We start from the raw sequence: 24,427 nt of genomic DNA, 5'->3' as shown, positions 1-24,427 counted from the left end.
AGCTACATCGGCCTCGCCGCGATGATCTTCGGCAACTGGATGCCGGGCGGGCTCGCGCTCGGCGCGGGCCTGTTCGGTTACACCGACAGCCTGAAGCTCCGGGGCGGCGGCACGAACGTCCACGCGCTGCTGCTGCTCCTCGCGATCCTGCTGGTCATCGGCGCGGCCTACCTCGCCTGGCGCAAGCGGTACGTCCCCGCGGTGCTCACCGCGGCCGTCTCCGCGCTGATGTTCCTGTGGTACGGCTTGACCGACGAGGTGCCCAACCAGGTCGTCACCGCCACCCCGTACGTGGTGACCCTGCTGGTCCTCTCGCTCTCCGCCCAGCGGCTGCGGATGCCGAAGGCGGACGGAATGCCGTACCGAAGGGGACAAGGAAAGTGACGACTGCCGCCGAGGACACCGACTGGGACGCCCTGCGGGAAGCCGCGCGCGAGGCGATGTCCCGTGCGTACGCGCCCTATTCGGGGTTCCCGGTCGGCGCCGCGGCCCTGGTCGACGACGGCAGGACGGTCTCCGGCTGCAATGTGGAGAACGCCTCCTACGGCCTCGGCCTGTGCGCCGAGTGCGGCCTGGTCTCGCAGCTCCAGCTGACCGGCGGCGGCCGTCTCACCCACTTCACGTGCGTGGACGGCAAGGGCGAGATCCTCATGCCGTGCGGCCGCTGCCGCCAGCTGCTGTACGAGTTCGGGGGAGCCGAGCTGCTCCTGGAGACGTCGTCGGGCGTGCGGACGCTGGGCGACATGCTGCCGGACGCGTTCGGGCCGCAGCACCTGAACTGAACGCGGGCCCCGCACTCCTGAGATCCGGAGAACTCCGATCTTGGGTGCGGGGCCACCTTCATCTCGCGCGTCTATGCGCGTAGAGTCACGAAAGTACTGACGTACGTACGCCGTTGTACTGCTGGAAGGACATGCCATGGACGTCATCTCCGTCATCCGCACCAAGCGTGACCGGGGCGAGCTGAGCGACGAGCAGATCGACTGGGTCATCGACGCGTACACGCGCGGCGCGGTCGCCGACGAGCAGATGTCGTCCCTGGCGATGGCCATCCTCCTGAACGGCATGAACCGCAAGGAGATCGCCCGCTGGACCGCCGCGATGATCGCGTCCGGCGAGCGCATGGACTTCTCCTCGCTGTCCCGCCCGACCTCCGACAAGCACTCCACGGGCGGCGTCGGCGACAAGATCACGCTGCCGCTCGCCCCGCTGGTCGCCGCGTGCGGCGCGGCCGTCCCGCAGCTGTCCGGCCGCGGCCTCGGCCACACCGGTGGCACCCTCGACAAGCTGGAGGCCATCCCCGGCTGGCGCGCGCTGCTCTCCAACGAGGAGATGCTGAACGTCCTCGACGGCGTCGGCTCGGTGATCTGCGCGGCGGGCGACGGCCTGGCACCGGCCGACAAGAAGCTGTACGCGCTGCGCGACGTGACCGGCACGGTGGAGGCGATCCCGCTGATCGCGTCGTCCATCATGTCGAAGAAGATCGCCGAGGGGACGGGCTCGCTGGTCCTGGACGTGAAGGTCGGCACCGGCGCCTTCATGAAGAACCTCGACGACGCGCGTGAACTGGCCGCCACGATGGTGGAGTTGGGCACGGACAGCGGCGTCCGCACGGTGGCCCTCCTTACGGACATGTCGACGCCGCTGGGCCTGACGGCGGGCAACGCACTCGAAGTCCGCGAGTCGGTCGAGGTCCTGGCGGGTGGCGGCCCGGCGGACGTGGTCGAACTGACCCTGGCCCTCGCCCGCGAGATGCTCGACGCGGCGGGCCTGAAGGACGCCGACCCGGCGAAGGCGCTGGCCGACGGATCGGCGATGGACGTGTGGCGCCGCATGATCGCGGCGCAGGGCGGCGACCCGGACGCGAAGCTGCCGGTGGCGCGCGAGCAGCACGTGGTGACGGCGCCGTCGTCCGGCGTCCTGACCCGCCTGGACGCGTACGACATCGGCGTCGCCGCCTGGCGCCTCGGCGCGGGCCGCGCCCGCAAGGAGGACGTCGTCCAGGCGGGCGCGGGCGTCGAACTCCACGCGAAGCCGGGCGACACGGTCGAGGCGGGCGCCCCGCTGCTGACCCTGCACACGGACACGCCGGAGCGGTTCGCGTACGCGCTGGAGTCGGTGGAGGGCTCGTACGACATCGCTCCCGCGGGGACGGACTTCTCGGCGACGCCGATCGTGCTGGACCGGATCGGCTAAGGGGTCGGGGCTGCGGGGCGCTGTGCCGACCGCGGGTCGGTGGGGGCTGGTCGCGCAGTTCCCCGCGCCCCTTCGGGGGCGCCCCCTGGCCAGGGCTTACTCGTACGGGTGAACGGGATCGGTGGACCGCCGCCGGTCCCATACGGCGTGTTGGGATCGGGGCGCGCCGAGAGAGGAGACCGTAATGAGTGCGCTTGCCGCCGATCACGAGGCCGGTCAGGGTTGGGGCGACCTCGTCCGGCTGCGGGAAGAGATGGCCTGGCCCGACGGCAGCCGGGTGGAGATCATCGAAGGGATCGTCACGGTAGCGCCCCCTCCCACCAACCAGCATCATGCGATCGCGAATACGGTGCAGCGCCGCCTCTGCTCCGTTCTGCCGGACGACCGGGGCGTCCATCAGAGGCTGTCCCTCGTCGTGCCGTCCAAGCGCGGCATGTTCATGCCCGACCTCGTCGTGATCCCCGAGACGGAGGTCAAAGGGGCCGGAACGTATGTTCCGGCCCGCGCCGCCGAACTCGTGGTCGAGGTGACGTCACTCCGCAACGGCCGCCACGACCGCGTCAGCAAGCCCGCTGCCTACGCCGCCGCAGGCATCCCCCTCTACCTCCTCATCGACCGCTGGGCCCCCGGCGGCCCCACCACCACCCTGTACGGCGAGCCCGCAGGTGATGGCTACCGGGTCCTCCAGGCCTGCAAGTTCGGTGAGACCGTGCGCCTCCCCGAGCCCTTCTGCCTGGACCTCGACACGAGCGCCTTCCCCCAGGACTGATCAGCGCCGGGCGCCGAACCTCCCGTGATCCGACTTGACCCGTCCCCCGAGGGACGGGTTTAGCGTTCTGGCCCTCGTTCTGCGCGGCGCCACCATCGAGCACGTCTTCTATCCGGTTCTATCCGGTCTTCCCGCCGGACACCCACGCCGACGAGGTGGCGCAGTGGTTCCGGGACCACCGAGACGCCTGACCGGCCAAGGCGGGAAGCACCCGGCGCGCCGGGCCGGTTCTGCCCGTCCGGTCGCGGCTTTCTGCCCTCGCGTACCTGGCCCCGCCGCCCCGCACCCCGTATGCAGGAGGGGAGTCGCAACCTGCGCGGGGAGAGGTCACCTTGCACCAGCACGACCACACCGGAACGACCGGGGCCGAGAAGGGCCGCGGCCCGGCCCGCAGGCCTGCCGCCGGGGGCGCGACGTCGCCGGCGGGGCTCCTCGGTCTCCAGGCCGCCGCCGGGAACGCCGCCGTCGTGCAGATGCTGCGCCAGGCCGCCCACCCATGGTCCCAGGAGGCGCACCAGCACGGCGCCGAGCAGCCGCAGGTGCAGCGCTCCGCCGTCCACGACGTCCTGCGCGGCGCGGGAAAGCCGCTGGACGACGCGGTCCGTACCGACATGGAGTCCCGGCTCGGCGCCGACTTCTCCGACGTACGGGTCCACGACGACGCCGCGGCCAGGGCCTCCGCGGCCGAGGTGGGCGCCCGGGCCTACACCTCCGGCAGCCATGTCGTCATCGGGGCGGGCGGCGCCGATCCGCACACCCTGGCCCATGAGCTGACCCACGTCATCCAGCAGCGGCAGGGCCCGGTCGCGGGCACCGACAACGGCGCGGGCCTGAAGGTCTCCGACCCCTCCGACCGCTTCGAGCGCGAGGCGGAGGCCAACGCCCGCCGCGTCATGACGGGTGCCGCCGCCCCTCGGACCGAGCAGACCCCGGCGCCGGAAGCCCCCGTCGGCACCGGCATCCAGCGGTACGTGTCGGGGAACGTCAAGGGCCTGGCCAACGAGCAGAGCGACGAGCCCTTCTTCCAGTCGCAGTCACCGCAGGGCGTCCTCATCCCGGACCCCGAACGGCTCTCCAAGCACTCGGTGGACCACGTCGGAGGCCGCACGCACGACCCGTTCCGGCAGGACCTGCCCAAGGAGCAGCAGCAGGAGCTGGACCAGAGCGACGGGCCCAAGGGGCTGCCGCTGAGAGTCGCGGGTGACGGCACCCTGGCGGTGCACGACACCGAGCGTGAACCGAAGGAGTTCTACGCGACCGAGGCGGTCCTTGCCGCGAGCAACGCCGCTCTGGCGGGCGTCGACAGCACCTATCACCTTGTGGGGCGCGGCCAGAAGATCACCGTGCAGAACCCGGCGAACCCGGCTGCCTCGGTCAAGCTCGAACGCATACAGCCCTTCCCGGTCGGGACCCCCCCGGAAGCCGTCTCGGGCTTCGCGAACCTGTTGAAGCACGAGTGCATCGACGTGGCCAGAGAACTGATGGGCGGAGGCAAGAAGACAGAGGTCGTCCTTGAAGGCCGGGAGCCCATGCCCTGGCAGGACAGCACGGTCGACTCCGTGGCGAACAACCTCGCCGACCAGGTCGACGCGCCCCAGGGACCGACCCCGCAGAGGTACGGCGGCGCCCTGCGCGACCACCCCGCGGAGATGGACGCGGCAGCCGGGGCACTCGGCGTGAACAAGGCGGCCGCCCCCGTGGTCGGCGAGGGCTATACGACCGTCTCGCTGGGGCAGAGCGACAAACTCGACTACGCCGACTCCGCCACCCCCGAAGCGAGGCCCCAGGACATCTGGGGCTTCCACTTCGCGGGCGTGGCCGCGATGAGCGCCGACGGCCAGGACCGCGTCACCCTGGAGAACTACACGCGGACCGGGAATTCGGGCGACGCGCTTTATGAACTGCTCCCCCGGCTCGTGGAGGAGTTCAAGAAGAAGACCGCCATCCCCCTGCTCCGGCCCGGCGGCAAGACCCCGCCCGAGTCCGCCTTCGAGATGGACCGGCTGAACAAGCTGCTGGCTGGGCTGTCCGGAAGTGCCGCGAAGGCCGCAGAGGAGTTCAAGCGGCTCTCGGAAGCGAAGAACGAGTGGAACAGCAAGTGGTTCTTCCGCATGTACGGCTCCGGGGCGGGCCAGACCTTCCACGAGCAGCAGTACAACAACGGGCGGGGAGATTTCGTGAACCCCCTGACGCTGCGGGTGCGCAAGTCGCGGACGCAGGAGGCCGCCTCCTGAACCGATGAGTTCCGCCCGCTCCGCGAGTCCACCCTGCGTGGCCGATTCCGAAGCGAACCTCATCCATGTCGTGGGGCCCCTGCGCCCGGGCGACGTCCCGTCCCTGTGCGAGCAGGTCACGGCCGCCCGCCACGGGCCCGGCCACGACGTGATCTGTGACGTCGGCGGCGTCACCACCGCCGACCTCGCGACCGTCGACGCCGTCGCCCGGCTGCACCTCGCCGCCCGCAGGGCCGGGGGCCGGATCCGGCTCAGGAACCCCACCCCCGCCCTGCTGGCGCTGCTCGGCCTCGTCGGTCTGACCGAACTGCTCGGGCTAGTCGTCGAGATGGAGGGGCACCCCGAACAGCGGGAACCACCGGGGGGTGTCCAGGAAGCAGTGGAAGCCGGCGATACGGCCCTGTGAGATCTCGATGACCTGGATGCACCACGGCATGAAGCCGCCGTTGTCCGGGTCGGGCTTGTACTGGGCGAAGCCCGGCGTGCCGTTCACGTTCACCGGCAGGAGGCGGCCGTTGGCACAGGCGGCGCCCATCGTGGACATGAAGCCCGTGATGTCCGCCGTGCCGCGCAGCCACAGGTCGAACGGCGGCATCGTCATGACGGCGTCCTCGGCGAGCAGCGCCGTCAGCGCCGCCATGTCGTACCCCTCGAAGGCTGCGACATAGCGCTCCAGGAGCTTCTGCTGCTCCTCGTCGAGCGGATCGGAGACGGCCGTGTCGTCCTCCGGGCGCTCGGCGAGGGTGGCGCGGGCCCGCTGGAGCGCGCTGTTCACCGAGGCGACGGAGGTGTCGATCAGCTCGGCGACCTCACTGGCCTTCCAGGCGAGCACCTCGCGCAGGATCAGCACCGCCCGCTGCTTGGGCGGCAGGTTCTGCAGGGCGGCGACGAACGCCAGGCGCACCGACTCCTTGGCGACGGCGGCCTCCGCGGGATCGTCCGGGGTGGGCAGCACACGGGCGTCCGGCATCGGCTCCAGCCAGGTGTTGTCCGGGCGGGGGGTGAGCGCCGCCTGCGCCAGCGGGGCGGCGGCGGTCAGGTCCATGGGGCGGGCGCGGCGGTTGCCCGCGTTCAGCATGTCCAGGCAGACGTTCGTCGCGATGCGGTAGAGCCAGGAGCGGACGCTGGAGCGGCCCTCGAACTTCTCGAAGCTGCGCCAGGCCCGCACCATCGTGTCCTGCACGGCGTCCTCGGCCTCGAAGGCCGAGCCCAGCATCCGATAGCAGTACCCGGTCAGCTCGACCCGGTATTTCTCCAGCGTGACGTCCAGATCGGTCGTCGTCCCTGCGATGTCGCTCATCCCCACCCACCCCTGCGGCTTCCGAGAAGGGCCCGACAGTGGGGCCCGACACACCGGAAGCTACCGCAGCCCACTGACAACGGCCCCCGGAGTGGGAAAACCCGCAGGTGGAATCAGCGGCAGCGGCAAATGCGGTACCTCAGCAGGAGCGCACGACGAGCCCGCGCCGCCGCTCCGTCCGCGCCGCGTGAGAGCCCCACACCGTCACCGACACGACGCCGAGCACCGCGAGGAGACCGAGCCCCACCGTCCCGGCCCAGCCGCCCGCGTGGAAGGCGACCGCGCCGAGCGTGCCGCCCGCGCTGGACCCCAGGTAGTACGCCGACTGGTAGAGCGCCGATGCCTGCGCCCGCCCGGTCGTGGCCGTACGGCTCACCGACGACGACGCGACCGCGTGCCCCGCGAAGAACCCGGCGGTGATCAGCACGAGCCCCAGCAGGACCAGGACCAGCGAGGACGACAGGGACAGCAGCAGCCCGCCCGCCGTCGTGCCCACCGCCAGGTACAGCGCCCCGCGCCGCCCGAGCCGGGCCACCAGCTTCCCGGCGGCCGCCGAGGAGACCGTACCGACGAGGTAGACGAGGAAGATCGAGCCGATGACGCCCTGGGGGAGCGAGAACGGCGCCTCGGTGAGCCGGTAGCCGATCACCGTGTAGACCGCGCCGAAGACGGTCATGAACAGCGCCCCGATCGCGTACAGCCGGCACAGGAGCGGATCCGACAGGTGCGTACGGACCGTCCGCGCCAGCGCCTTGGGGTTCAGCGAGCCCGGCGTGAAGTGCCGCGGCGCGGGCAGCAGCGCGCGGAAGGCGACCGCGCACAGCACCGCGACGACCCCCACGACGGCCAGCGCCGCGCGCCAGCCCCAGGCCTGCGCCACCCAGCCCGTGATGATGCGGCCGCTCATGCCGCCGATGGAGTTGCCCGCCACGAACATGCCGATCGCCGCGACCAGGGCCTTCGGCCGCACCTCCTCGGCGAGGAACGCCATCGCGGACGCCGGGAGCCCCGCGAGGGCCGCGCCCTGCACGGCGCGCAGCGCGATGAGGACCTCCACCGACGGCGCGAAGGGGACGAGGAGCCCGACCGCCACCGCGACGCTCAAGGACGCCGTCATCATCGCGCGCCGCCCGAAGCGCTCGCTGAGCGCGCTCAGCGGAAGGACGAAGAGTGCCAGTGCGCCCGTGGCCGCCGAGACCGTCCAGCTCGCCGTGCTCGCGCTCGCGCCGAAGTCGGCTGAGACCAGCGGCAGCAGGGCCTGCGTGGAGTAGAGGAGGGCGAAGGTGGCGACGCCCGCGAGGAAGAGCGCGAAGCTCATCCTGCGGTAGCCGGGACCGCCCGGCGTCAGACGGGAATCGGCGACAGGGGACGACGGAGTGAGGGCGACCGCATGGGTGGCGGACGCCCCGCTACTGGCAGGAGGCATGCCACGAACGTACGGCCGGTTTTTTGATGCGTCCAATGCATGGAAACGCCATAATCGTTCCCATGCAGCATCAGCAGAGGTCACAGCCGCGCCTGTCACACGACAGTGACGTGGAGGACATCGTCACGCTGCTCGCGCCACGCCTCGCGTACTTCGCGGGTGTCGCCCGCACCGAGCACGTCACGCGCGCCGCCCAGGAGATGCAGATCCCCCAGTCGACGCTCTCCCGCGCCCTCGTGCGGCTCGAACGGGACCTCGGCGTCGGCCTGTTCACGCGCCGCGGCCGCACCGTCTCGCTCACCCCGGCCGGCCGCACCTTCCTCGCCTCGGTCGAGCGGGCGCTCGGCGAGGTGGAGCGCGCCGCCGAGTCCGTGCGCGCCGACGCCGACCCGGCCTCCGGCAAGGTCGCCTTCGGGTTCCTGCACACCATGGGCTCCGAGACCGTGCCCGGCCTGATCCGCGCCTTCCGCGCCGACCACCCGAGGGTGCGCTTCAGCCTCGTACAGAACTACGGCGAGGCGATGCTGGAGCGGCTGCGCGCGGGCGAGCTGGACCTCTGCCTCACCTCGCCCGTGCCGGACGCCCCCGACCTGGTCGCCCGCCGCCTCGACGAACAGCGCCTGCGCCTCGTCGTGCCCGACGACCACCGCCTCGCCGCCCGCAAACGGATCCGCCTCGCCGAAGCCGCCGACGAGGCCTTCGTGACCCTGGAGCCCGGCTACGGCCTGCGCCGCATCACCGACGACCTCTGCCAGGAGGCGGGCTTCAAGCCCCGCGTGGCCTTCGAGGGCGAGGAGGCGGAGACCCTGCGCGGCCTGGTCGCGGCAGGGCTCGGCGTCGCCCTCCTGCCGCCGCCCGCCGTGCCCCGCCCGGGCGTCGTGGAGCTGACGGTGACGGGCCAGCGGGCGGTCCGCGAGATCGGCGTGGCGTGGCTCGCGGGGCGCCCCGACACTCCGCCGGTCGCGGCGTTCAAGGAGTTCCTGCTGAGCAGGAAGGGAAAGCTGCTGCAGCAGTCGACGTGAGCGTCCCGGCGGGCGGGTCTCACCGACGCGACGCCCGCCCGAAGCCGCAGGCAAGCGGCATGCGCAGTCCCAGCGGCGGCGGCGCCGCGAGCGCGTCCTCCAGCGGCCGCGCGAAGTCCGTGCCGAAGAGCGTGCCCCGCACGAAGTCCGAGGCCAGCGCCTGCACTTCGTCCTGGTGCTGATGGAGCCGGTGGCCGTCCGAGTGCACCTCGAACCGGCACACGTCGCGGTTCGCCTTCTTCGCGCGCTCCGCGAAGCGGAACGACAGCTCCGGGTCGGTCCGCTCGTCGTTCGTGCCGTGCACGATCAGCACCCGCCGCCCCACGAGCTGCTTCACCGGCTCGGGCGGCGCCGCCACATCGTCCTCGGGCAGCCAAGGAGCGATCGCAAGGACGGAGGTGACCGCCGGGTGCCCGCCCGTACGCAGTGCCGCCCGGCCGCCCATGTCCACGCCGGCCAGGCAGACCGGGACATCGCCGTAGCGACGTACGACCTCGTCCGCCGCCCACGCCGTGTCCTCGGCCGGCTGTGCCTGCGCGCCGTTCCAGCCCCGGCAGCGGTAGTGCACGACGTGCGTGGCGAGACCCGCCTCGCGTCCGTCCTGGGCCAGCCTGCGGCCCAGCGCGCGCACCGTCCCGGCCGCCAGCGGCCAGGGTCTGCGGGTGGACGTCTCGCAGCCGCCGGGCAGCAGCAGGACCACACCGCTCACCGCCGAGGGCGCCGTCCCGATCACGCGCCCGAGCCTGGGACCCGCAGGCCCCGCCGTCCCTTGCTGTGCCATGACAGAACAGTGTCAGAAGCCATGGTGTACGCCACCCGTCCGCCGGGTCACTGTTACGTATCGACCCATGAGTTCTACGCGCGTAGGCGTTAGAGTGCCGAAATGACGAGCCAGACCATCACGGGCGGTCACACGGACCGCGACACGCCCAGCGCCGACCAGATCCGCCGCGCCCCCAAGGTGCTCCTCCACGACCACCTCGACGGCGGCCTGCGCCCCGGCACGGTCGTCGACCTCGCCCGCGAGTGCGGCTACGAAGGCCTGCCCGAGACCGACGCCGACAAGCTCGGCATCTGGTTCCGCGAGGCGGCCGACTCCGGCTCCCTGGAGCGGTACCTGGAGACCTTCGCGCACACCTGCGCGGTGATGCAGACGAAGGACGCCCTCAAGCGCGTGGCGGCCGAGTGCGCCGAGGACCTCGCCGAGGACGGCGTCGTCTACGCCGAGATCCGCTACGCCCCCGAGCAGCACCTGGAGTCCGGCCTCACCCTCGAAGAGGTCGTCGAGGCGGTCAACGACGGCTTCCGCGAGGGCGAGCGCCGCGCGAAGGCGAACGGCCACCGCATCCGCGTCGGCGCCCTGCTCACCGCCATGCGGCACGCCGCCCGCGCCCTGGAGATCGCCGAACTCGCCAACCGCTACCGCGATCACGGCGTCGTCGGATTCGACATCGCGGGCGCCGAGGCGGGCTTCCCTCCCACCCGCCACCTCGACGCCTTCGAGTTCCTCAAGCGCGAGAACAACCACTTCACGATCCACGCGGGCGAGGCCTTCGGCCTGCCCTCGATCTGGCAGGCCCTCCAGTGGTGCGGCGCCGACCGCCTCGGCCACGGCGTGCGGATCATCGACGACATCGAGATCGCCGAGGACGGCAGCGTCAAGCTGGGCCGCCTCGCCTCGTACGTACGCGACAAGCGCATCCCGCTGGAGCTCTGCCCGACCTCCAACCTCCAGACGGCCGCCGCAAGCTCCTACGCCGAGCACCCCATCGGCCTGCTGCGCAAGCTGCACTTCCGCGCCACGGTGAACACCGACAACCGTCTGATGTCCGGCACCAGCATGAGCCGGGAATTCGAGCACCTGGTCGGCACCTTCGGCTACACGCTCGACGACATGCAGTGGTTCACGGTCAATGCGATGAAATCAGCGTTCATTCCATTCGATGAACGCCTCGCCATGATCAATGACGTGATCAAGCCCGGCTACGCCGAGCTGAAGTCCGAGTGGCTGTTCCGCCAGACCGTCTCGACCAGCGCTTCTGCCGGTAACTGACGGCGGTTCCGCGTCCTCGCGCGACGCTTCGGCGGCCGGGTTCTTCTCACCCGGCCGCCTTTTCGCCGTCCGGTGCCCGTGATTTGTGGTGTGCGCGGTCGTTGAACCGCGCAGATCCCCGTCATCGACATCACAAGGACGCATTGACGATGAAGCAGTCTGCTGCCAAGACCCTCGGTGTCGCCGCTCTCGGTGCCGCCTTCGCCGCCGCCGGTGCCGGCGCCGCGAACGCCGCCCCCGGCGTCCCGGACGCGGCCGCGGCCCTCGGCCAGGTCGCCTCGGTCCTCCCCCTGGAGCAGGCCGCCAAGACGCTGCCCGCGGGCAGCCCGGAGGCCGTGGCCGCCGGAAAGAGCGTCCTCGCCGGTGGTCTTCAGGCCGCGGGGAACGCCGACAGGGCCCAGGCCGCGGCACAGCAGGCCGACGGCAAGGGCGGCAAGGGCGGCAAGGGCGGCGGCAAGCCGGCCTCCCCGCTCAAGGGACTGCTCGGTGGCGTGCCCATCACGGGCAGCGGCCTCAACGGCCTGCCGCTCGGCTGACCCTCGCGTACACACCGATGGGGCGCCCCTCCACCCGGAGGGGCGCCCCATCGCGTCGTCACCAGGACCGGCGGGCCTTGTCCTCGGAGGGCAGCAGCACCCACAGGGCTATGTAGAGCAGGAACTGGGGGCCGGGGAGCAGGCAGGATGCCACGAAGATGACGCGCATCGTGGTCGCGGAGGTGCCGAAGCGCTGAGCCAGGGAGGCACACACTCCGCCGATCATCCGGCCGTGGGTGGGGCGGGCAAGGGCGGTCATGGCGGGCTCCTTAACGAACCGTGGGGAGAGGCCTCTGCGTGTGCCTCGATGTCTTCACGCTACGGCTACCAAGTACCCCAAAGCATCGCTCTATGGTGCGATCCCGACCCTGGGAATCGTCGGGGTCGCCCCCTGAGGGGCCTCCTCCCGCAGAAGGGCCGTGACGCGTCGCGGATCACCATGGCGGCGGAGCCTCGCCCTGGCCGCGGGCACCACGGCGACATGCGCGAGGGCCACCCCGAGGGTGTTCAGGAGCAGTGAGTCGATGTCGACGACCTGCCCGGGCACCCCGGTCTGGAGCAGTTCGATGCCGAGCGACAGCAGCGCCCCCGCGGCGACCGTGCGCACCAGGGAACCCCACGGCGAGACGACGAGCCGGCCGCCGGCCAGGGGCAGCAGCACACCGAGCGGGGCGAGCAGCAGCAGGGCCTCGCCGATCCGGCGGGCCGCCTGGAGGCCGCCGAGCGCCAGATCCGCCTTGATCCCGGCGAGCGGCCGCAGATTCGCGGCGCTCACCCAGGGCACGTCCAGCGGACGCAGCGTGATCCATCCGACGAGCAGAAGGTGCGCGACGAGGAGGAATCCTCCCGCCGCGCGGAAGCGGATGGCGGCAACGCGGCCGCCCGAGCCATGACGCACGCCCCTCAAGACGTCAGAGGCGGCAGGATCGGTTCCGCGTACCGGCGGCGGTTACCGCTCGGGCTTGACGGTCTTGGCGGGCGGCGCCACCGTGCCGGGCCGGGAGCGGACCTCCGGAGTGCAGGCGTAGCGCCGCAGGGGGTCGTCCGCGGGGCCGCCCATGATCACCGTGTGGTCCTCCGCGGCCGCCGCGCCGCCGGCCAGCGTGCAGACGATCTGGGCGAGCGCGAACGCGGACAGCTCCTCCGGCGGCTCACTGAGGCGCAGCGCGTCCTCGGGGTCGCCCTCGGCGGGACCGGAGACCGTGGTGCCGCCGCGTACGTCCGTGGCGAAGCCCGCGTCCTTCTCGGAGTCCGATGGAGGCGTGGCCAGCTCGTCGAGGAGGGCCTGCGCGATCGCCACGCGGTCGGTGTCCGCCTTCTCCCCGGGGATCCGCACCGTCCGGTCGACCGTCACCAGCTGGGCCGCGCACACCAGGAAGACCTGCGCCGGCACCCCGCTGCCCGACTGCGAGGCGATGCTGGAGCCCGACATGACGCACGGCACCCGCGACGGCGCGGGCCCGAAGTCCGTCGGCACCTCCGTCGACCTGATACCGCACCCGGCGAGCGTGGCCGCCAGCAGGGAGGCGGCCACCGCGCCACGCATCCGTCGCCCGTTCACGCCTGGCCTCCCTCGGTGCAGCCGACGGCGTCATCGCTGTCATGGCCCCCGCCGCCGTCACCCTCACCGTCGCCGTCGCTCTCGCACGGCAGCCACAGCGTGAAGACGGCGCCGCCGTCGGGGCAGTTGGCGGCGGTGATCCCGCCGCCGTGGATGTGCGCGTTCTCCAGGGCGATGGAGAGCCCGAGCCCGCTGCCCTCGGACCGCGGCCGGGACGCGCTCGCCTTGTAGAAGCGGTCGAAGACGTGCGGCAGGACGTCCTCCGGGATGCCGGGTCCGTGATCGCGTACGGCGATGACGAGCCGGGCGTCCGCCAGGCGCACGGAGACCTCCACCGGGGAGCCGCCGTGCTTGAGGGCGTTGCCGATGAGGTTGGCCAGGATGACGTCGAGGCGGCGCGGGTCGAGGCGGGCGGTGATGCCGCGCTCGGCGTCCAGCTCGACCGCGTCCAGCCAGGCGCGCGCGTCGATGCACGCCGTGATCTGGTCGGCGATGTCCACGTCGTCCAGGACGAGGCGCGCGGTGCCCGCGTCGAAGCGGGTGACCTCCATGAGGTTCTCCACGAGGTCGTTGAGGCGCCGCGTCTCGCTCACCACGAGCCGGACGGCCGGCTCGATCATCGGGTCCACGGAACCGGTCTCCGCGTCGAGCTCCTCCTCCAGGACCTCGGTCACCGCGGTGATCGCGGTCAGCGGCGTACGCAGCTCGTGCGACATGTCGGCGACGAAGCGCCGGGACGCCTCCTCGCGGGCGCTCATGTCGGCGACCTTCTTCTCCAGGTTCTCGGCGGTCCTGTTGAACGTCCGGGAGAGGTCGGCGAGTTCGTCGGTGCCTGAGACGCGCAGCCGGGTGTCGAGCTTGCCCTCACCGAGCCTGCGCGCGGCGACGCCGAGCCGGTGCACGGGTTTGAGCACGGTCGTGGCCGCGGCCTGCGCGAGCAGCGCCGAGCCGATCAGCGCCAGGGCCGTGGCGATGGCGAGGGACCAGCCGAGCGAGCTGAGGTCCTTGGCCTCGGGCTCCAGCGACTTCAGCATGTAACCGGTCGGGCCGCCGCCGATCACCGTGGCGCCCCCGATCAGGTAGGGGGTGCCGTGGTCCACGGTCCGCTGCCAGTACAGGTGGTGGGCGGCGTCGTTGCCGGAGGTGAGCGGCTGCTTCTTGAGCACGGCCTTCTGGAGCGCGTCCGGCACCTTGGCGAGGGTGAACGCGTCCAGGTCGGAGTACCCGACGATCCGGCCGCCGTCCTTCTTCTCGGCGACCAGGAGCACGCTGTAGCGCTGGCTGCTGTTCGCCATCTGCCCGGCGGCCGCCTGGAGTTCCTCCTGCGACGGGTTGGGCCGCAGCGCGCCCACCCGGGTCTGCATCTGCTGGCGGAAGTCCTTGAGCGCCGCGTCCTGGGCGCGCGTCAGCACGGCCTCGCGGTTGAGCCAGTACGCGATGCCGGACGCGGAGACGGCGGCGGTGAGCGCCACCAGGCCGAACACCACGACGAGCCGCAGCCGCAGGCTCGTGAAGCGCAGCCCGGCCAGGGCGGCCTTGCGTGCCGCGGGCAGGCCGCGGAGCTTGTCGTGCGCTTTGGTCACTGAGGGGTGTCCAGCCGGTATCCGACCCCGCGCACCGTGCGGATCAGCGTGGGCGACGAGGGGACATCCTCGACCTTGGCGCGCAGCCGCTGCACGCAGGCGTCGACGAGCCGCGAGTCACCGAGGTAGTCGTGCTCCCACACCAGACGCAGCAACTGCTGCCGCGACAGGGCCTGCCCGGGCCTGCGGCTCAGCTCCAGGAGCAGCCGCAGCTCGGTCGGGGTGAGCTGGAGGTCCTCGCCGTTCTTCGTCACGGTCATCGCGGCCCGGTCGATGACGAGCGAACCGAACGTCGCCGCGTCATTGGCCTCCCGCTCCCCGCGCCGCAGCACGGCCCGGATCCGGGCGTCGAGGACCCGCCCCTGCACGGGCTTGACCACATAGTCGTCGGCGCCGGACTCCAGGCCCACCACCACGTCGATGTCGTCGCTGCGCGCGGTGAGCAGAATGATCGGCAGCTGGTCGGTGCGCCGGATGCGACGGCACACCTCGAACCCGTCGATGCCCGGCAGCATCACGTCCAGCACGATCAGGTCGGGCCGCTGCTCACCGAGCAGTTTCAGACCGTCCTCGCCGGTGGCAGCAGTGGCCACCCGGTGCCCCTGGCGCGTCAGCGAAAGCTCCAGGGCCGTCCGGATGGCGTCGTCGTCCTCGATCAGCAACAGGGAAGGCACGGACGTCATTCTGTCCCATGCTCGGCCCCAGTTCGACTGCTGGACCGCTCCCACACCGCACCCTCACGCGCGAAATGGGGCGCCGAACCCCTGTGACAGGCCTGTGACAGTCGGCGGACACCGTCATGAAGTGGGTCCGGCAGAGTTCTGGTCACACGCAAGAAGCACGGAACCAAGACGGAACAAGCCGGACTCCACCGACGGGGGGCGCGAGATGAACACGCTGCACAGCACCAGCTCAAGCGCAGTTGTCACGCGTCTCCACGACGTCGGACGGGGCTCTGAGAAGTCCGGTGCCGTGAGCGGGCGGGGGTGCGCTCGCGGCACCGGGCGTCAGCACACCGCGTACATGACGGTGGTTGACGCGCCGCACGGGGGAAGCGCGTACAGGGAGGGCTCGGGGGAGCGGAAGACCTACTCGGAGACGGTGAACGCCGAAGCGGCGTTCACCGCCTACGTCCAGGAACGCCGCGCCTCTCTGTACGCAACGGCCTACCACCTGACCGGCGACCGCTTCGAGGCCGAGGACCTGCTGCAGAGCGCCCTCTTCTCGACGTACCGCGCCTGGGACAGGATCAGCGACAAGGCGGCGGTCGGGGGCTACCTCCGCCGCACCATGACCAATCTGCACATCAGCGCGTGGCGCCGCCGCAAGCTGAACGAGTACCCGACCGAGGAGCTGCCGGAGACGGTGGGCGACACGGACGCGATGCGCGGCACGGAGCTGCGCGCGGTCCTGTGGCAGGCCCTGGCCCGGCTGCCCGAACTCCAGCGCACGATGCTGGTCCTTCGCTACTACGAGGGCCGCACCGACCCGGAGATCGCGGACATCCTCGACATCAGCGTGGGCACGGTGAAGTCCAGCATCTGGCGGTCGCTCCGTCGGCTGCGCGAGGACGAGGTCCTCAGCTTCGGCCGTGACCAGGAGGAATCCTTCGGCGAGTTGGTCGCCTGAGGATCGGGGGGAAAACGGGGGGAAACAGGGGGAAACACGGGGGCCGTCGCTCCGGGGGGACGCGGCGGAAGCACGGGGGAAACAAGTGGCGGGACCGGAAGGCCGGGGGGTCTTTCCGGTCCTTCTGCTTGTCCGGCTCGTCCGGCCCCTCAGAGGGCGTCGGCGCGTGCCGCGACGCAGCGGCCCGCCGCGGCGGCGGCGACCCGCCCGAGCGCCTCTTCCTTGCCGCAGGGGTGCGCCCCGAGAGCGGCCTGCCGGGCCACGATCGCGCGCTCGGCGCGCATGAGCCGCCATCCCCTGCGCAGGAGGAACGGCACGGACTTGCGGCCTTCCCGCAGATCCCGCAGCAGCCGCCGCCGGAACGTGGTGGAGGGCCGCCCCCGCAGGCAGATCGCGTCGGCGAGCACACCGGCCCGCCGGCACCGCTCCACGATGTCCGCGGCGAAGATGCCCTCCGCGATGAACAGGGGCGTGCGCTCGATGTCGAGCGTCTCCTGCCCGACGCGCGCGCTCGTCGCGATGTCGTACACCGGGACGCGCGTACGCCCTGTGCGGCACAGCTCCTCGATGGCGGCGACGGCGACATCGGCGTCCCACGAGGCGGGGGAGTCCCAGTCGATGTCCGAACTGCCCGGGACCTGCGGCAGCGTGGGGTCGCCGGCTTCCTTGTAGAAGTCGTCCAGGCACAGCACGGGCAGCCCGGCGCGGGCGGCGAAGGACGACTTGCCCGAGCCGGAAGGGCCGCAGAGCAGCACGACGCGGGTGGGTATCGGGGGATGAGAGCTCACGAGAGAACAGTGTGCGGCATCGCGCCGCACGGGGAAGCCCCGGACTCCTGGACGGAGGAGACCGGGGCTTCGGCGCGGCGGGCGGCTGCGGGCGGCTAGTAGGCCGAGCCGGAGGCGCCCAGGGAGCCCGTGGGGTGCCAGACCGTCTTGGTCTCCAGGAAGGCCGTCAGGCGGTTCGTGCCGGGGTCGGCGCCGAAATCCACAGGCTGTGGACGCAGGACGCGCTTCAGGTTGTCGGCGGCCGCGATCTCCAGGTCGCGCGCGAGGTCCGCGTCCGCACCCGTCAGGTCGATGGCGTTGACGTCCTGGTGCGCGGCGAGCGGGGCCGCGATCTCAGCCGTCCTGCCGGTGAGGACGTTGACCACACCGCCGGGCACGTCGGAGGTCGCGAGGACCTCGCCCAGCGAGAGCGCCGGGAGCGGGGCCTTCTCGGAGGCGACGACGACGGCCGTGTTGCCCGTCGCGATCACCGGGGCGAGCACCGAGACCAGGCCCAGGAACGACGACTCCTGGGGCGCGAGCACCGCGACGACGCCCGTCGGCTCCGGCGTCGAGAGGTTGAGGAACGGGCCCGCGACCGGGTTCGCCCCGCCCACGAGCTGGCCGATCTTGTCGGTCCAGCCCGCGTACCAGACCCAGCGGTCGATCGCCGCGTCCACCACGGCGGCGGCCTTGGACTTCGACAGGCCCTCGGCGTCCGCGACCTCGCGCACGAACTGGTCGCGGCGGCCCTCCAGCATCTCGGCGATGCGGTAGAGGATCTGGCCGCGGTTGTACGCGGTCGCGCCCGACCAGCCGCCGAACGCCTTGCGTGCCGCCACGACGGCGTCACGCGCGTCCTTGCGGGACGACAGCGGCGCGTTCGCCAGCCACTTGCCCTTTGCGTCGGTCACTTCGTACACCCGGCCGCTCTCGGAACGCGGGAACTTCCCGCCGACGTACAGCTTGTAGGTCTTCAGGACCGTGAGTCGGTCAGACATCGAGGTACGCCTCCAGTCCGTGACGGCCGCCCTCGCGGCCGTAGCCCGACTCCTTGTAGCCGCCGAACGGCGAGGTCGGGTCGAACTTGTTGAATGTGTTGGCCCAGACGACGCCCGCCCGGAGCTTGTTCGCGACCGCGAGGATGCGCGAGCCCTTCTCCGTCCAGATGCCTGCGGAGAGCCCGTACTGCGTGTTGTTGGCCTTGGCGACGGCCTCGTCCGGCGTGCGGAAGGTCAGCACCGAGAGCACCGGGCCGAAGATCTCGTCGCGGGCGACGGTGTGCGCCTGCGTGACGTTCGTGAAGAGGGTCGGCGCGAACCAGTAGCCCGACGTGGGCAGTTCGCACGCCGGCGACCAGCGCTCGGCGCCCTCCGCCTCGCCGGTGTCGGCGAGCGCGGTGATGCGGGCCAGCTGCTCGGCGGAGTTGATGGCGCCGATGTCGGTGTTCTTGTCGAGCGGGTCGCCGAGGCGCAGGGTCGACAGGCGCCGCTTCAGCGAGTCGAGCAGCTCCTCCTGGATCGACTCCTGTACGAGGAGACGCGAACCGGCGCAGCAGACCTGGCCCTGGTTGAAGAAGATGCCGGTGACGATGCCCTCGACGGCCTGGTCGATGGGGGCGTCGTCGAAGACGATGTTCGCGCCCTTGCCGCCCAGTTCGAGGGTGACCTTCTTGTCCGTGCCCGCGACCTGGCGGGCGATCTCCTTGCCGACGGCCGTGGAGCCGGTGAAGGCGACCTTGTTCACGTCGGGGTGGGAGGTCAGGGCCGCGCCCGCGTCGCCGTAGCCGGGGAGGATGTTGACGACGCCCTTGGGCAGGCCCGCCTGGCGGCAGATGTCCGCGAAGAACAGGGCGGACAGCGGGGTGGTCTCGGCGGGCTTCAGGACGACCGTGTTGCCGGTCGCGAGGGCCGGGGCGATCTTCCAGGCCAGCATCAGGAGCGGGAAGTTCCAGGGGATGACCTGGCCCACGACACCGAGGGGCGCGGGGTTCGGGCCGTATCCCGCGTGATCCAGCTTGTCGGCCCAGCCCGCGTAGTAGAAGAAGTGCGCGGCGACCAGGGGGAGGTCGGCGTCGCGGGTCTCCTTGATCGGCTTGCCGTTGTCCAGCGTCTCCAGGACGGCCAGCTCGCGGCTGCGCTCCTGGATGATGCGGGCGATGCGGAAGAGGTACTTGGCGCGCTCGGCGCCCGGCAGCGCCGACCACTTCTCGAAGGCCTTGCGGGCGGCCTTCACCGCGCGGTCGACGTCCTCGGAGCCGGCCCGCGCGACCTCGGAGAGGACCTCCTCGGTGGACGGGGAGACCGTCTTGAAGACCTTGCCGTCGGCGGCCTCGGTGAACTCGCCGTCGATGAACAGGCCGTACGACGGGGCGATGTCGACGACCGAGCGGGACTCGGGCGCGGGTGCGTACTCGAAAGGAGTGGAGGTCATGGGTCAGTCCACCGTCACGTAGTCAGGGCCGGAGTAGCGGCCGGTGGCCAGCTTCTGCCGCTGCATCAGCAGGTCGTTGAGGAGCGACGAGGCGCCGAAGCGGAACCAGTGGTTGTCGAGCCAGTCCGGGCCCGCCGTCTCGTTCACCAGGACGAGGAACTTCACCGCGTCCTTGGTCGAGCGGATGCCGCCCGCGGGCTTCACCCCGATCTGTACCCCGGTCTGCGCGCGGAAGTCGCGGACGGCCTCCAGCATCAGGAGGGTGTTGGCCGGGGTGGCGTTGACGCCGACCTTGCCGGTCGAGGTCTTGATGAAGTCGGCGCCCGCGATCATGCCGATCCAGCTGGCGCGCTTGATGTTGTCGTACGTCGACAGCTCACCGGTCTCGAAGATGACCTTCAGGCGGGCGGTGCCGCAGGCCTCCTTCACGGCGCGGATCTGCTCGAAGACGGTCATGTAGTCCCCGGAGAGGAAGGCTCCGCGGTCGATGACCATGTCGATCTCGTCGGCGCCGGCCGCGACGGCCTCGCGCACGTCACCGAGCTTCACCTCGATGGCGGCGCGGCCCGCGGGGAAGGCGGTCGCGACGGACGCGACCTTCACGCCGCTGCCCGCGACGGCCTCCTTGGCGGTGGCGACCATGTCCGGATAGACGCAGACGGCCGCGGTGCGGGGCGTCTCCCGGTCGGTCGGGTCGGGGTGGACGGCCTTCGCGCCGAGCGCCCGGACCTTGCCCGGGGTGTCGGCGCCCTCCAGCGTCGTCAGGTCGATCATCGAGATGGCCAGGTCGATGGCGTACGCCTTCGCCGTGGTCTTGATCGAACGGGTTCCGAGCGAGGCGGCACGCGCCTCCAGGCCGACCGCGTCGACGCCCGGCAGCCCGTGGAGGAAGCGGCGGAGCGTGCTGTCGGACGCGGTCACGTCAGCGAATGCAGTGGGCATGGTCACGAGGGGAGCATATCTACGCGCGTAGCTGCTGTACAGGGGTGGGGCCCGGGGCCCCGCGCCGCGCGTCAGGCAGAATCAGGGTATGAGCGACCCTCAGAACCCCGTGGCGGAGCCCGCATACAAGGACCGCGTCTTCCGGTCCCCCGCCGGTATCGCCGGTGGTGTCCTGCTGCTCGCCCTGGGCGCCTGGCTCGGCGTCGACGCCGTCCTGCGCGGCGAGGGCCGCACCCCGTGGCTGGCGCTCGCCGGACTGCTGCTCGCGGTGCCGCTGGTCGTCGCGTACACCGTACGCCCCGCCGTGTACGCCAACGACGACCGGCTGCGCGTGCGCAACCCCTTCCGGACGATCACCCTGCCCTGGGCGTCCATCGCGACGCTCCGCTCCGGATACTCCAACGAGGTCCTCACCCGGGCCGGTGCCAAGTACCAGCTCTGGGCCATCCCCGTCTCGCTGCGCGGCCGCAAGAAGGCCGCCCGCAGGCAGTCGCAGGCCGCCGCCTCCGGGGACCCGACCGGCGGCCGCCCCTTCCTCGACCCCCACGCCCCGCCCTCGCGCTCCTCCGGCGACCAGGCCATGGACGAACTGCGCGAGCTCGCCGAGCGGCAGGAAGCCGCCGAGTCCACGCAGGGCGAGCCCGTGGTGCGCTGGGCCTACGAGATCCTCGCGCCGGCCGCCGCGGGAGCGGTGCTGCTCGCCGTACTCCTCGCGGTGACCTGACCGGGGGACTACAGGGCCTACGGCGGACCGTGCCACCCCAGGAGCATGTGGCCGCCGAACACGGCCGACCCGAACGCCGCCGCCGTCAGCACCGTCGCCGCCACCGTCGTCCTCGCGCGCGCCAGGGCCGCGGCGAGCGGCAGCAGCAGCGGGAAACCGGGCAGCAGGAAGCGGGCCCGCGGGAAGTAGACGCCGCTGCTGCCGAGCACGATCAGCAGGAGCAGGCCGGTGAAGAGCAGCAGGGGAAGCGGCTGGCGGTCGGCCGCCGAGAGTACGTAGAGCACCACCGAGCCCAGCAGTACCGCCGTCACCATCGCGTAGAACAGCGCCGGCCGCTCGGTGACGAACAGCGCCTGCATCCTGCGCACCGTCTCGACGCCGCCGTCCCACTTGTTGTGCCACAGCTTCTGTACGGCGAAATAGCCGTCCCAGCGGCCGAGGCGCAGGCCCACCCAGGTGACGTACGTGAGCCAGCCGAGGGGAGCCAGGAGGGCGCCCAGGAGCGGGCGCGCCGAGAAGCCGCGCCGCAGCGCGAGCAGCGCCGTCACGGAGACCGCCGCGGCCAGGGCCACCCCCGTGGGGCGGGTGAGGCCGGCGAGAGCCGCCAGGGAGCCCGCCCACAGCCAGCGGCCGCTCAGCACCGCGTACAGCGACCACGCGGTGAGCGCCGTGAAGAGGGACTCGGTGTAGCCCATCCACTGCACGAGCGCCACGGGCAGGCTGCCCCAGAGCATCGCGAGGAAGATCCCCGCCCGGCGGCCGTACAGCCGGTCGCCCACCGCGAAGACGCCCCACGCCGCGAGGAAGGAGCAGAGCAGCGAGACGCCGAGGCCCGCCGCGCCGCGCGGCAGGCCGGGGAGCAGGGCGTCGCCCGCGCGCACGAGCAGGGGGTACAGCGGGAAGAACGCGAGGTTGTTCGCGTCGTACGCGGTGCCCAGGGTGTGCGCGTAGCCGTTCGAGGCGATCTTCAGATACCAGTCGCAGTCCCATGACGCCATCAGCAGATGCCGTACGCTGCGGCGCTCGTCGTGCGCCCAGGGGACGAAGACCAGCAGGCCGAGCGTGCGCACGGCCGCGTACGCGAGCAGCGCGGGGGAGGCGTGGCGCAGGGCGCGGGCCGCGCGACGGCGCAGGCCGGGGGGCGGCTGTGCGGTGGTGAGGGGGCGCCGGGACGCCGGGACCTTGGAGGGGGCGGCGGTGGAAGGAATCGGTCCGTACGGCACTGCGGCAGCTCCCCGAACGTGAACGTGCGCTACCGGTCGACCCTTCCTGGGGGACCGGCAGCGCACCGTTCCGCTGCGGCAGCTGCGGGAGTCAAATCACTCGGACGGGTGGGTTTCCGCTCGGGGCGCCCGTCCGGGTGGGTGGCGTCAGATGCCTGCCGCCGCCGACAGGTCCCGCTTGATCGCGGCGAGCAGGTCCGTCGCCCGCGCGCGGGCCGCCGGGAGGTCCGCCTGCCCGGCCACCGGGACCACCACTTCGAGGTAGCACTTGAGCTTCGGCTCCGTGCCGCTCGGGCGCACGATGACGCGGGCGCCGTCGAGGGTGTAGCGCAGGCCGTCGGTGGGCGGCAGCGTGTCGGTGCCCCGCGTCAGGTCCTCGGCCTTCGTCACGGGCAGGCCCGCCAGCTCCGTCGGCGGCTGCTCGCGCAGGCGGCGCATCGCGTCCGCGATCAGGGAGAGGTCCTCCACGCGGACCGACAGCTGGTCGGTGGCGTGCAGGCCGTGCTCCAGGGCGAGGTCGTCCAGGAGGTCGAGGAAGGTGCGGCCCTGCTCCTTCAGCTCGGACGCCAGCTCGGTGAGGAGCAGCGCGGCCGTGATGCCGTCCTTGTCGCGTACGCCCTCGGGGTCCACGCAGTAGCCGAGCGCCTCTTCGTAGCCGTAGCGCAGGCCGTCGACACGGGCGATCCACTTGAAGCCGGTCAGCGTCTCCTCGTACGGCAGGCCGGCCTTCTCGGCGATCCGGCCGAGGAGGGAGGAGGAGACGATCGATTCGGCGAACGTGCCCTGCGCTCCGCGCCCGACGAGGTGGGCGGCGAGCAGGGCGCCGACCTCGTCGCCCCGGAGCATCCGCCAGTCGGCGCCGTCCTTGACGGCGGCGGCGCAGCGGTCGGCGTCCGGGTCGTTGGCGATGATCAGGTCCGGGGCGGGGGTGGTACGGGCCGCCGTGGCGAAGGCCAGGTCCATCGCGCCCGGCTCCTCCGGGTTCGGGAACGCGACCGTCGGGAAGTCCGGGTCCGGCTCGGCCTGCTCGGCGACGAGGGTGGGGGCGGGGAAGCCGGCACGGTCGAAGGCCGCGAGGAGGGTGTCCTTGCCGACGCCGTGCATCGCCGTGTAGACGACGCGGGCGGTGCGGGGGGACTCCGGGGCCAGGACGGCGTCCGTGCGGGCCAGGTAGGCCTCCAGGACGGCTTCGTCGAGGGTCTCCCAGCCGGCCTCGGGGCGGGGGACGTCGTGCAGGCTCGCGACCGCGGCGATCTCGGCGGCGATCTCCGCGTCGGCGGGCGGCACGATCTGGGAGCCGTCGCCGAGGTAGACCTTGTAGCCGTTGTCGCGCGGCGGGTTGTGGCTGGCGGTGACCTCCACGCCCGCGACCGCGCCCAGGTGCCTTATGGCGAAGGCGAGGACGGGGGTGGGCAGGGGGCGGGGCAGGACGGCCGCGCGGAGGCCGGCGCCGGTCATCACGGCCGCGGTGTCGCGGGCGAAGTCGGCGGACTTGTGGCGGGCGTCGTAGCCGATGACCACGAGGCCGTCCGTCCGGCCCTTGGCCTTGAGGTACGCGGCGAGGCCCGCGGCGGCGCGGATGACCACGGAGCGGTTCATGCGCATGGGGCCCGCGCCAAGCTCGCCGCGGAGGCCGGCGGTGCCGAACTGGAGGGTGCCGGCGAAACGTGCGGTCAGCTCGGCGGTGTCCTCGGCGTCGATGAGCTTGGCCAGCTCCTCGCGGGTCTCGGGGTCCGGGTCCTCGGCCAGCCAGGCCTGGGCTCGCGCGATGAGTTCGGAGTTGTCCTGCACGTGTCGTCAGCCTCTCGTTGCGGCGTCGCTTTGGCGGTGCGGAGGGGGGGCTCGGGTATGCCTACCCGGTTGGGCCGTGGGCGGGGCCGTGCCGGTATGTCCGTCCTCGCTATCGGGGCCTGGGAGCCTTGCCGCTTCGGGGGCCCGGGCGGCAGGCCACGTGCTCCGGGCGGACATACCGGCGCGTCCCCTCGCGTCTCTGTCCGGGTGCGGGTGCGGGTGCGGGGCGCCGGGGAGG

Annotated in this window: 24 protein-coding genes and 1 pseudogene; 11 read left to right on the top strand and 14 right to left on the bottom strand. The window is 72.0% G+C overall.

Annotation, left to right across the window (positions count from 1 at the left end; genetic code table 11):
• The 6 genes and pseudogenes from ACF062_RS15405 to ACF062_RS15380 all read left to right on the top strand — a co-directional run.
• A pseudogene (locus ACF062_RS15405) lies at positions 1 to 384 on the top strand (ABC transporter permease); the annotation flags it as partial.
• Positions 381 to 782, top strand: a complete 402-nt coding sequence (locus ACF062_RS15400) for a cytidine deaminase (RefSeq protein ID WP_223776370.1) — start codon at positions 381 to 383, stop codon at positions 780 to 782. The pseudogene ACF062_RS15405 and the gene ACF062_RS15400, both read left to right, overlap by 4 nt.
• A gap of 136 nt (positions 783 to 918) precedes the next feature.
• Positions 919 to 2,196, top strand: coding sequence for a thymidine phosphorylase (locus ACF062_RS15395; RefSeq protein ID WP_392138373.1), 1,278 nt, complete (start codon positions 919 to 921; stop codon positions 2,194 to 2,196).
• 184 nt (positions 2,197 to 2,380) lie between these two features.
• The gene (locus ACF062_RS15390; RefSeq protein ID WP_392138371.1) at positions 2,381 to 2,965 is read left to right on the top strand and encodes a Uma2 family endonuclease; all 585 of its coding nucleotides are present in this window, start codon (positions 2,381 to 2,383) and stop codon (positions 2,963 to 2,965) included.
• A gap of 332 nt (positions 2,966 to 3,297) precedes the next feature.
• Entirely contained in the window at positions 3,298 to 5,199 is a 1,902-nt protein-coding gene (locus ACF062_RS15385) for a DUF4157 domain-containing protein (RefSeq protein ID WP_392138369.1), read from the top strand.
• A 37-nt stretch (positions 5,200 to 5,236) separates the two neighbouring features.
• Entirely contained in the window at positions 5,237 to 5,605 is a 369-nt protein-coding gene (locus ACF062_RS15380) for an STAS domain-containing protein (protein ID WP_392138367.1), read from the top strand.
• Here the strand turns inward: ACF062_RS15380 and ACF062_RS15375 are convergent.
• Complete coding sequence (locus ACF062_RS15375; protein ID WP_392138365.1) at positions 5,516 to 6,499, bottom strand: sigma-70 family RNA polymerase sigma factor; 984 nt, start codon at positions 6,497 to 6,499, stop codon at positions 5,516 to 5,518. The two genes, ACF062_RS15380 and ACF062_RS15375, sit on opposite strands and share 90 nt — an antisense overlap.
• Positions 6,500 to 6,638: 139 nt before the next feature.
• A complete protein-coding gene (locus ACF062_RS15370) occupies positions 6,639 to 7,925 on the bottom strand; it encodes an MFS transporter (RefSeq protein ID WP_392138363.1) in 1,287 nt (428 codons plus the stop codon).
• Between the two features lie 62 nt (positions 7,926 to 7,987).
• Here ACF062_RS15370 and ACF062_RS15365 point away from each other — a divergent pair, with 62 nt between their 5' ends.
• Complete coding sequence (locus ACF062_RS15365; protein WP_392138362.1) at positions 7,988 to 8,947, top strand: LysR family transcriptional regulator; 960 nt, start codon at positions 7,988 to 7,990, stop codon at positions 8,945 to 8,947.
• 19 nt (positions 8,948 to 8,966) lie between these two features.
• Here ACF062_RS15365 and ACF062_RS15360 read toward each other — a convergent pair whose 3' ends face one another.
• On the bottom strand, positions 8,967 to 9,728 hold the full coding sequence (locus ACF062_RS15360) for an alpha/beta hydrolase (RefSeq protein ID WP_392138360.1): 762 nt from the start codon (positions 9,726 to 9,728) through the stop codon (positions 8,967 to 8,969).
• A 102-nt stretch (positions 9,729 to 9,830) separates the two neighbouring features.
• Between ACF062_RS15360 and ACF062_RS15355 the strand changes: the two genes are divergently transcribed.
• Both ACF062_RS15355 and ACF062_RS15350 read left to right on the top strand, forming a co-directional pair.
• Positions 9,831 to 11,000 (top strand): adenosine deaminase, encoded by a 1,170-nt coding sequence (locus ACF062_RS15355; RefSeq protein WP_392138358.1) that lies wholly within the window; start codon positions 9,831 to 9,833, stop codon positions 10,998 to 11,000.
• A gap of 149 nt (positions 11,001 to 11,149) precedes the next feature.
• On the top strand, positions 11,150 to 11,536 hold the full coding sequence (locus tag ACF062_RS15350) for an ATP-binding protein (RefSeq protein ID WP_392138357.1): 387 nt from the start codon (positions 11,150 to 11,152) through the stop codon (positions 11,534 to 11,536).
• Positions 11,537 to 11,594: 58 nt separating this feature from the next.
• Here ACF062_RS15350 and ACF062_RS15345 read toward each other — a convergent pair whose 3' ends face one another.
• The 5 genes from ACF062_RS15345 to afsQ1 all read right to left on the bottom strand — a co-directional run bounded on the left by ACF062_RS15345 (position 11,595) and on the right by afsQ1 (position 15,354).
• Positions 11,595 to 11,795 carry a PspC domain-containing protein gene (locus ACF062_RS15345; protein ID WP_356575362.1) on the bottom strand — a complete coding sequence of 67 codons (201 nt, stop codon included), beginning with the start codon at positions 11,793 to 11,795 and terminating at the stop codon, positions 11,595 to 11,597.
• A gap of 90 nt (positions 11,796 to 11,885) precedes the next feature.
• Entirely contained in the window at positions 11,886 to 12,434 is a 549-nt protein-coding gene (locus tag ACF062_RS15340) for a VanZ family protein (RefSeq protein ID WP_392138355.1), read from the bottom strand.
• A 51-nt stretch (positions 12,435 to 12,485) separates the two neighbouring features.
• Complete coding sequence (locus tag ACF062_RS15335; protein WP_392138353.1) at positions 12,486 to 13,097, bottom strand: hypothetical protein; 612 nt, start codon at positions 13,095 to 13,097, stop codon at positions 12,486 to 12,488.
• Complete coding sequence (locus ACF062_RS15330; protein WP_392138885.1) at positions 13,094 to 14,779, bottom strand: ATP-binding protein; 1,686 nt, start codon at positions 14,777 to 14,779, stop codon at positions 13,094 to 13,096. Before ACF062_RS15330 ends, ACF062_RS15335 begins: the two co-directional genes overlap by 4 nt.
• Positions 14,677 to 15,354 carry a two-component system response regulator AfsQ1 gene (gene afsQ1 / locus ACF062_RS15325; RefSeq protein WP_030779097.1) on the bottom strand — a complete coding sequence of 226 codons (678 nt, stop codon included), beginning with the start codon at positions 15,352 to 15,354 and terminating at the stop codon, positions 14,677 to 14,679. The genes ACF062_RS15330 and afsQ1 overlap by 103 nt, the downstream gene beginning before the upstream one ends.
• Before the next feature lie 214 nt (positions 15,355 to 15,568).
• Between afsQ1 and ACF062_RS15320 the strand changes: the two genes are divergently transcribed.
• On the top strand, positions 15,569 to 16,309 hold the full coding sequence (locus ACF062_RS15320; protein WP_392138351.1) for a SigE family RNA polymerase sigma factor: 741 nt from the start codon (positions 15,569 to 15,571) through the stop codon (positions 16,307 to 16,309).
• 149 nt (positions 16,310 to 16,458) lie between these two features.
• On the opposite strand, the gene ACF062_RS15315 is transcribed toward ACF062_RS15320, so the two are convergent.
• The 4 genes from ACF062_RS15315 to deoC form a co-directional block, all read right to left on the bottom strand.
• Entirely contained in the window at positions 16,459 to 17,097 is a 639-nt protein-coding gene (locus tag ACF062_RS15315; RefSeq protein ID WP_392138349.1) for a uridine kinase, read from the bottom strand.
• A gap of 95 nt (positions 17,098 to 17,192) precedes the next feature.
• Positions 17,193 to 18,077, bottom strand: a complete 885-nt coding sequence (locus ACF062_RS15310; RefSeq protein ID WP_392138348.1) for an aldehyde dehydrogenase family protein — start codon at positions 18,075 to 18,077, stop codon at positions 17,193 to 17,195.
• Positions 18,070 to 19,509 carry an aldehyde dehydrogenase family protein gene (locus ACF062_RS15305; protein ID WP_392138346.1) on the bottom strand — a complete coding sequence of 480 codons (1,440 nt, stop codon included), beginning with the start codon at positions 19,507 to 19,509 and terminating at the stop codon, positions 18,070 to 18,072. Before ACF062_RS15305 ends, ACF062_RS15310 begins: the two co-directional genes overlap by 8 nt.
• Before the next feature lie 3 nt (positions 19,510 to 19,512).
• Positions 19,513 to 20,451: a deoxyribose-phosphate aldolase gene (deoC, locus tag ACF062_RS15300; protein ID WP_320590116.1), complete on the bottom strand. Its 939-nt coding sequence runs from the start codon at positions 20,449 to 20,451 to the stop codon at positions 19,513 to 19,515.
• A gap of 88 nt (positions 20,452 to 20,539) precedes the next feature.
• Between deoC and ACF062_RS15295 the strand changes: the two genes are divergently transcribed.
• A complete protein-coding gene (locus tag ACF062_RS15295) occupies positions 20,540 to 21,175 on the top strand; it encodes a PH domain-containing protein (protein ID WP_392138344.1) in 636 nt (211 codons plus the stop codon).
• A gap of 17 nt (positions 21,176 to 21,192) precedes the next feature.
• Here ACF062_RS15295 and ACF062_RS15290 read toward each other — a convergent pair whose 3' ends face one another.
• Positions 21,193 to 22,398, bottom strand: coding sequence for a hypothetical protein (locus ACF062_RS15290; RefSeq protein ID WP_392138342.1), 1,206 nt, complete (start codon positions 22,396 to 22,398; stop codon positions 21,193 to 21,195).
• A gap of 147 nt (positions 22,399 to 22,545) precedes the next feature.
• A complete protein-coding gene (locus ACF062_RS15285) occupies positions 22,546 to 24,189 on the bottom strand; it encodes a phospho-sugar mutase (protein WP_392138340.1) in 1,644 nt (547 codons plus the stop codon).
• Between the last annotated feature and the right edge of the window lie 238 nt (positions 24,190 to 24,427).

Origin of the sequence: Streptomyces sp. NPDC015345, from assembly GCF_043078805.1 — a bacterium.
In the GTDB taxonomy this organism is placed as follows: domain Bacteria; phylum Actinomycetota; class Actinomycetes; order Streptomycetales; family Streptomycetaceae; genus Streptomyces.
Note: the sequence above shows the minus strand (reverse complement) of the source record. Positions and strands in the feature narration are given on the sequence as shown.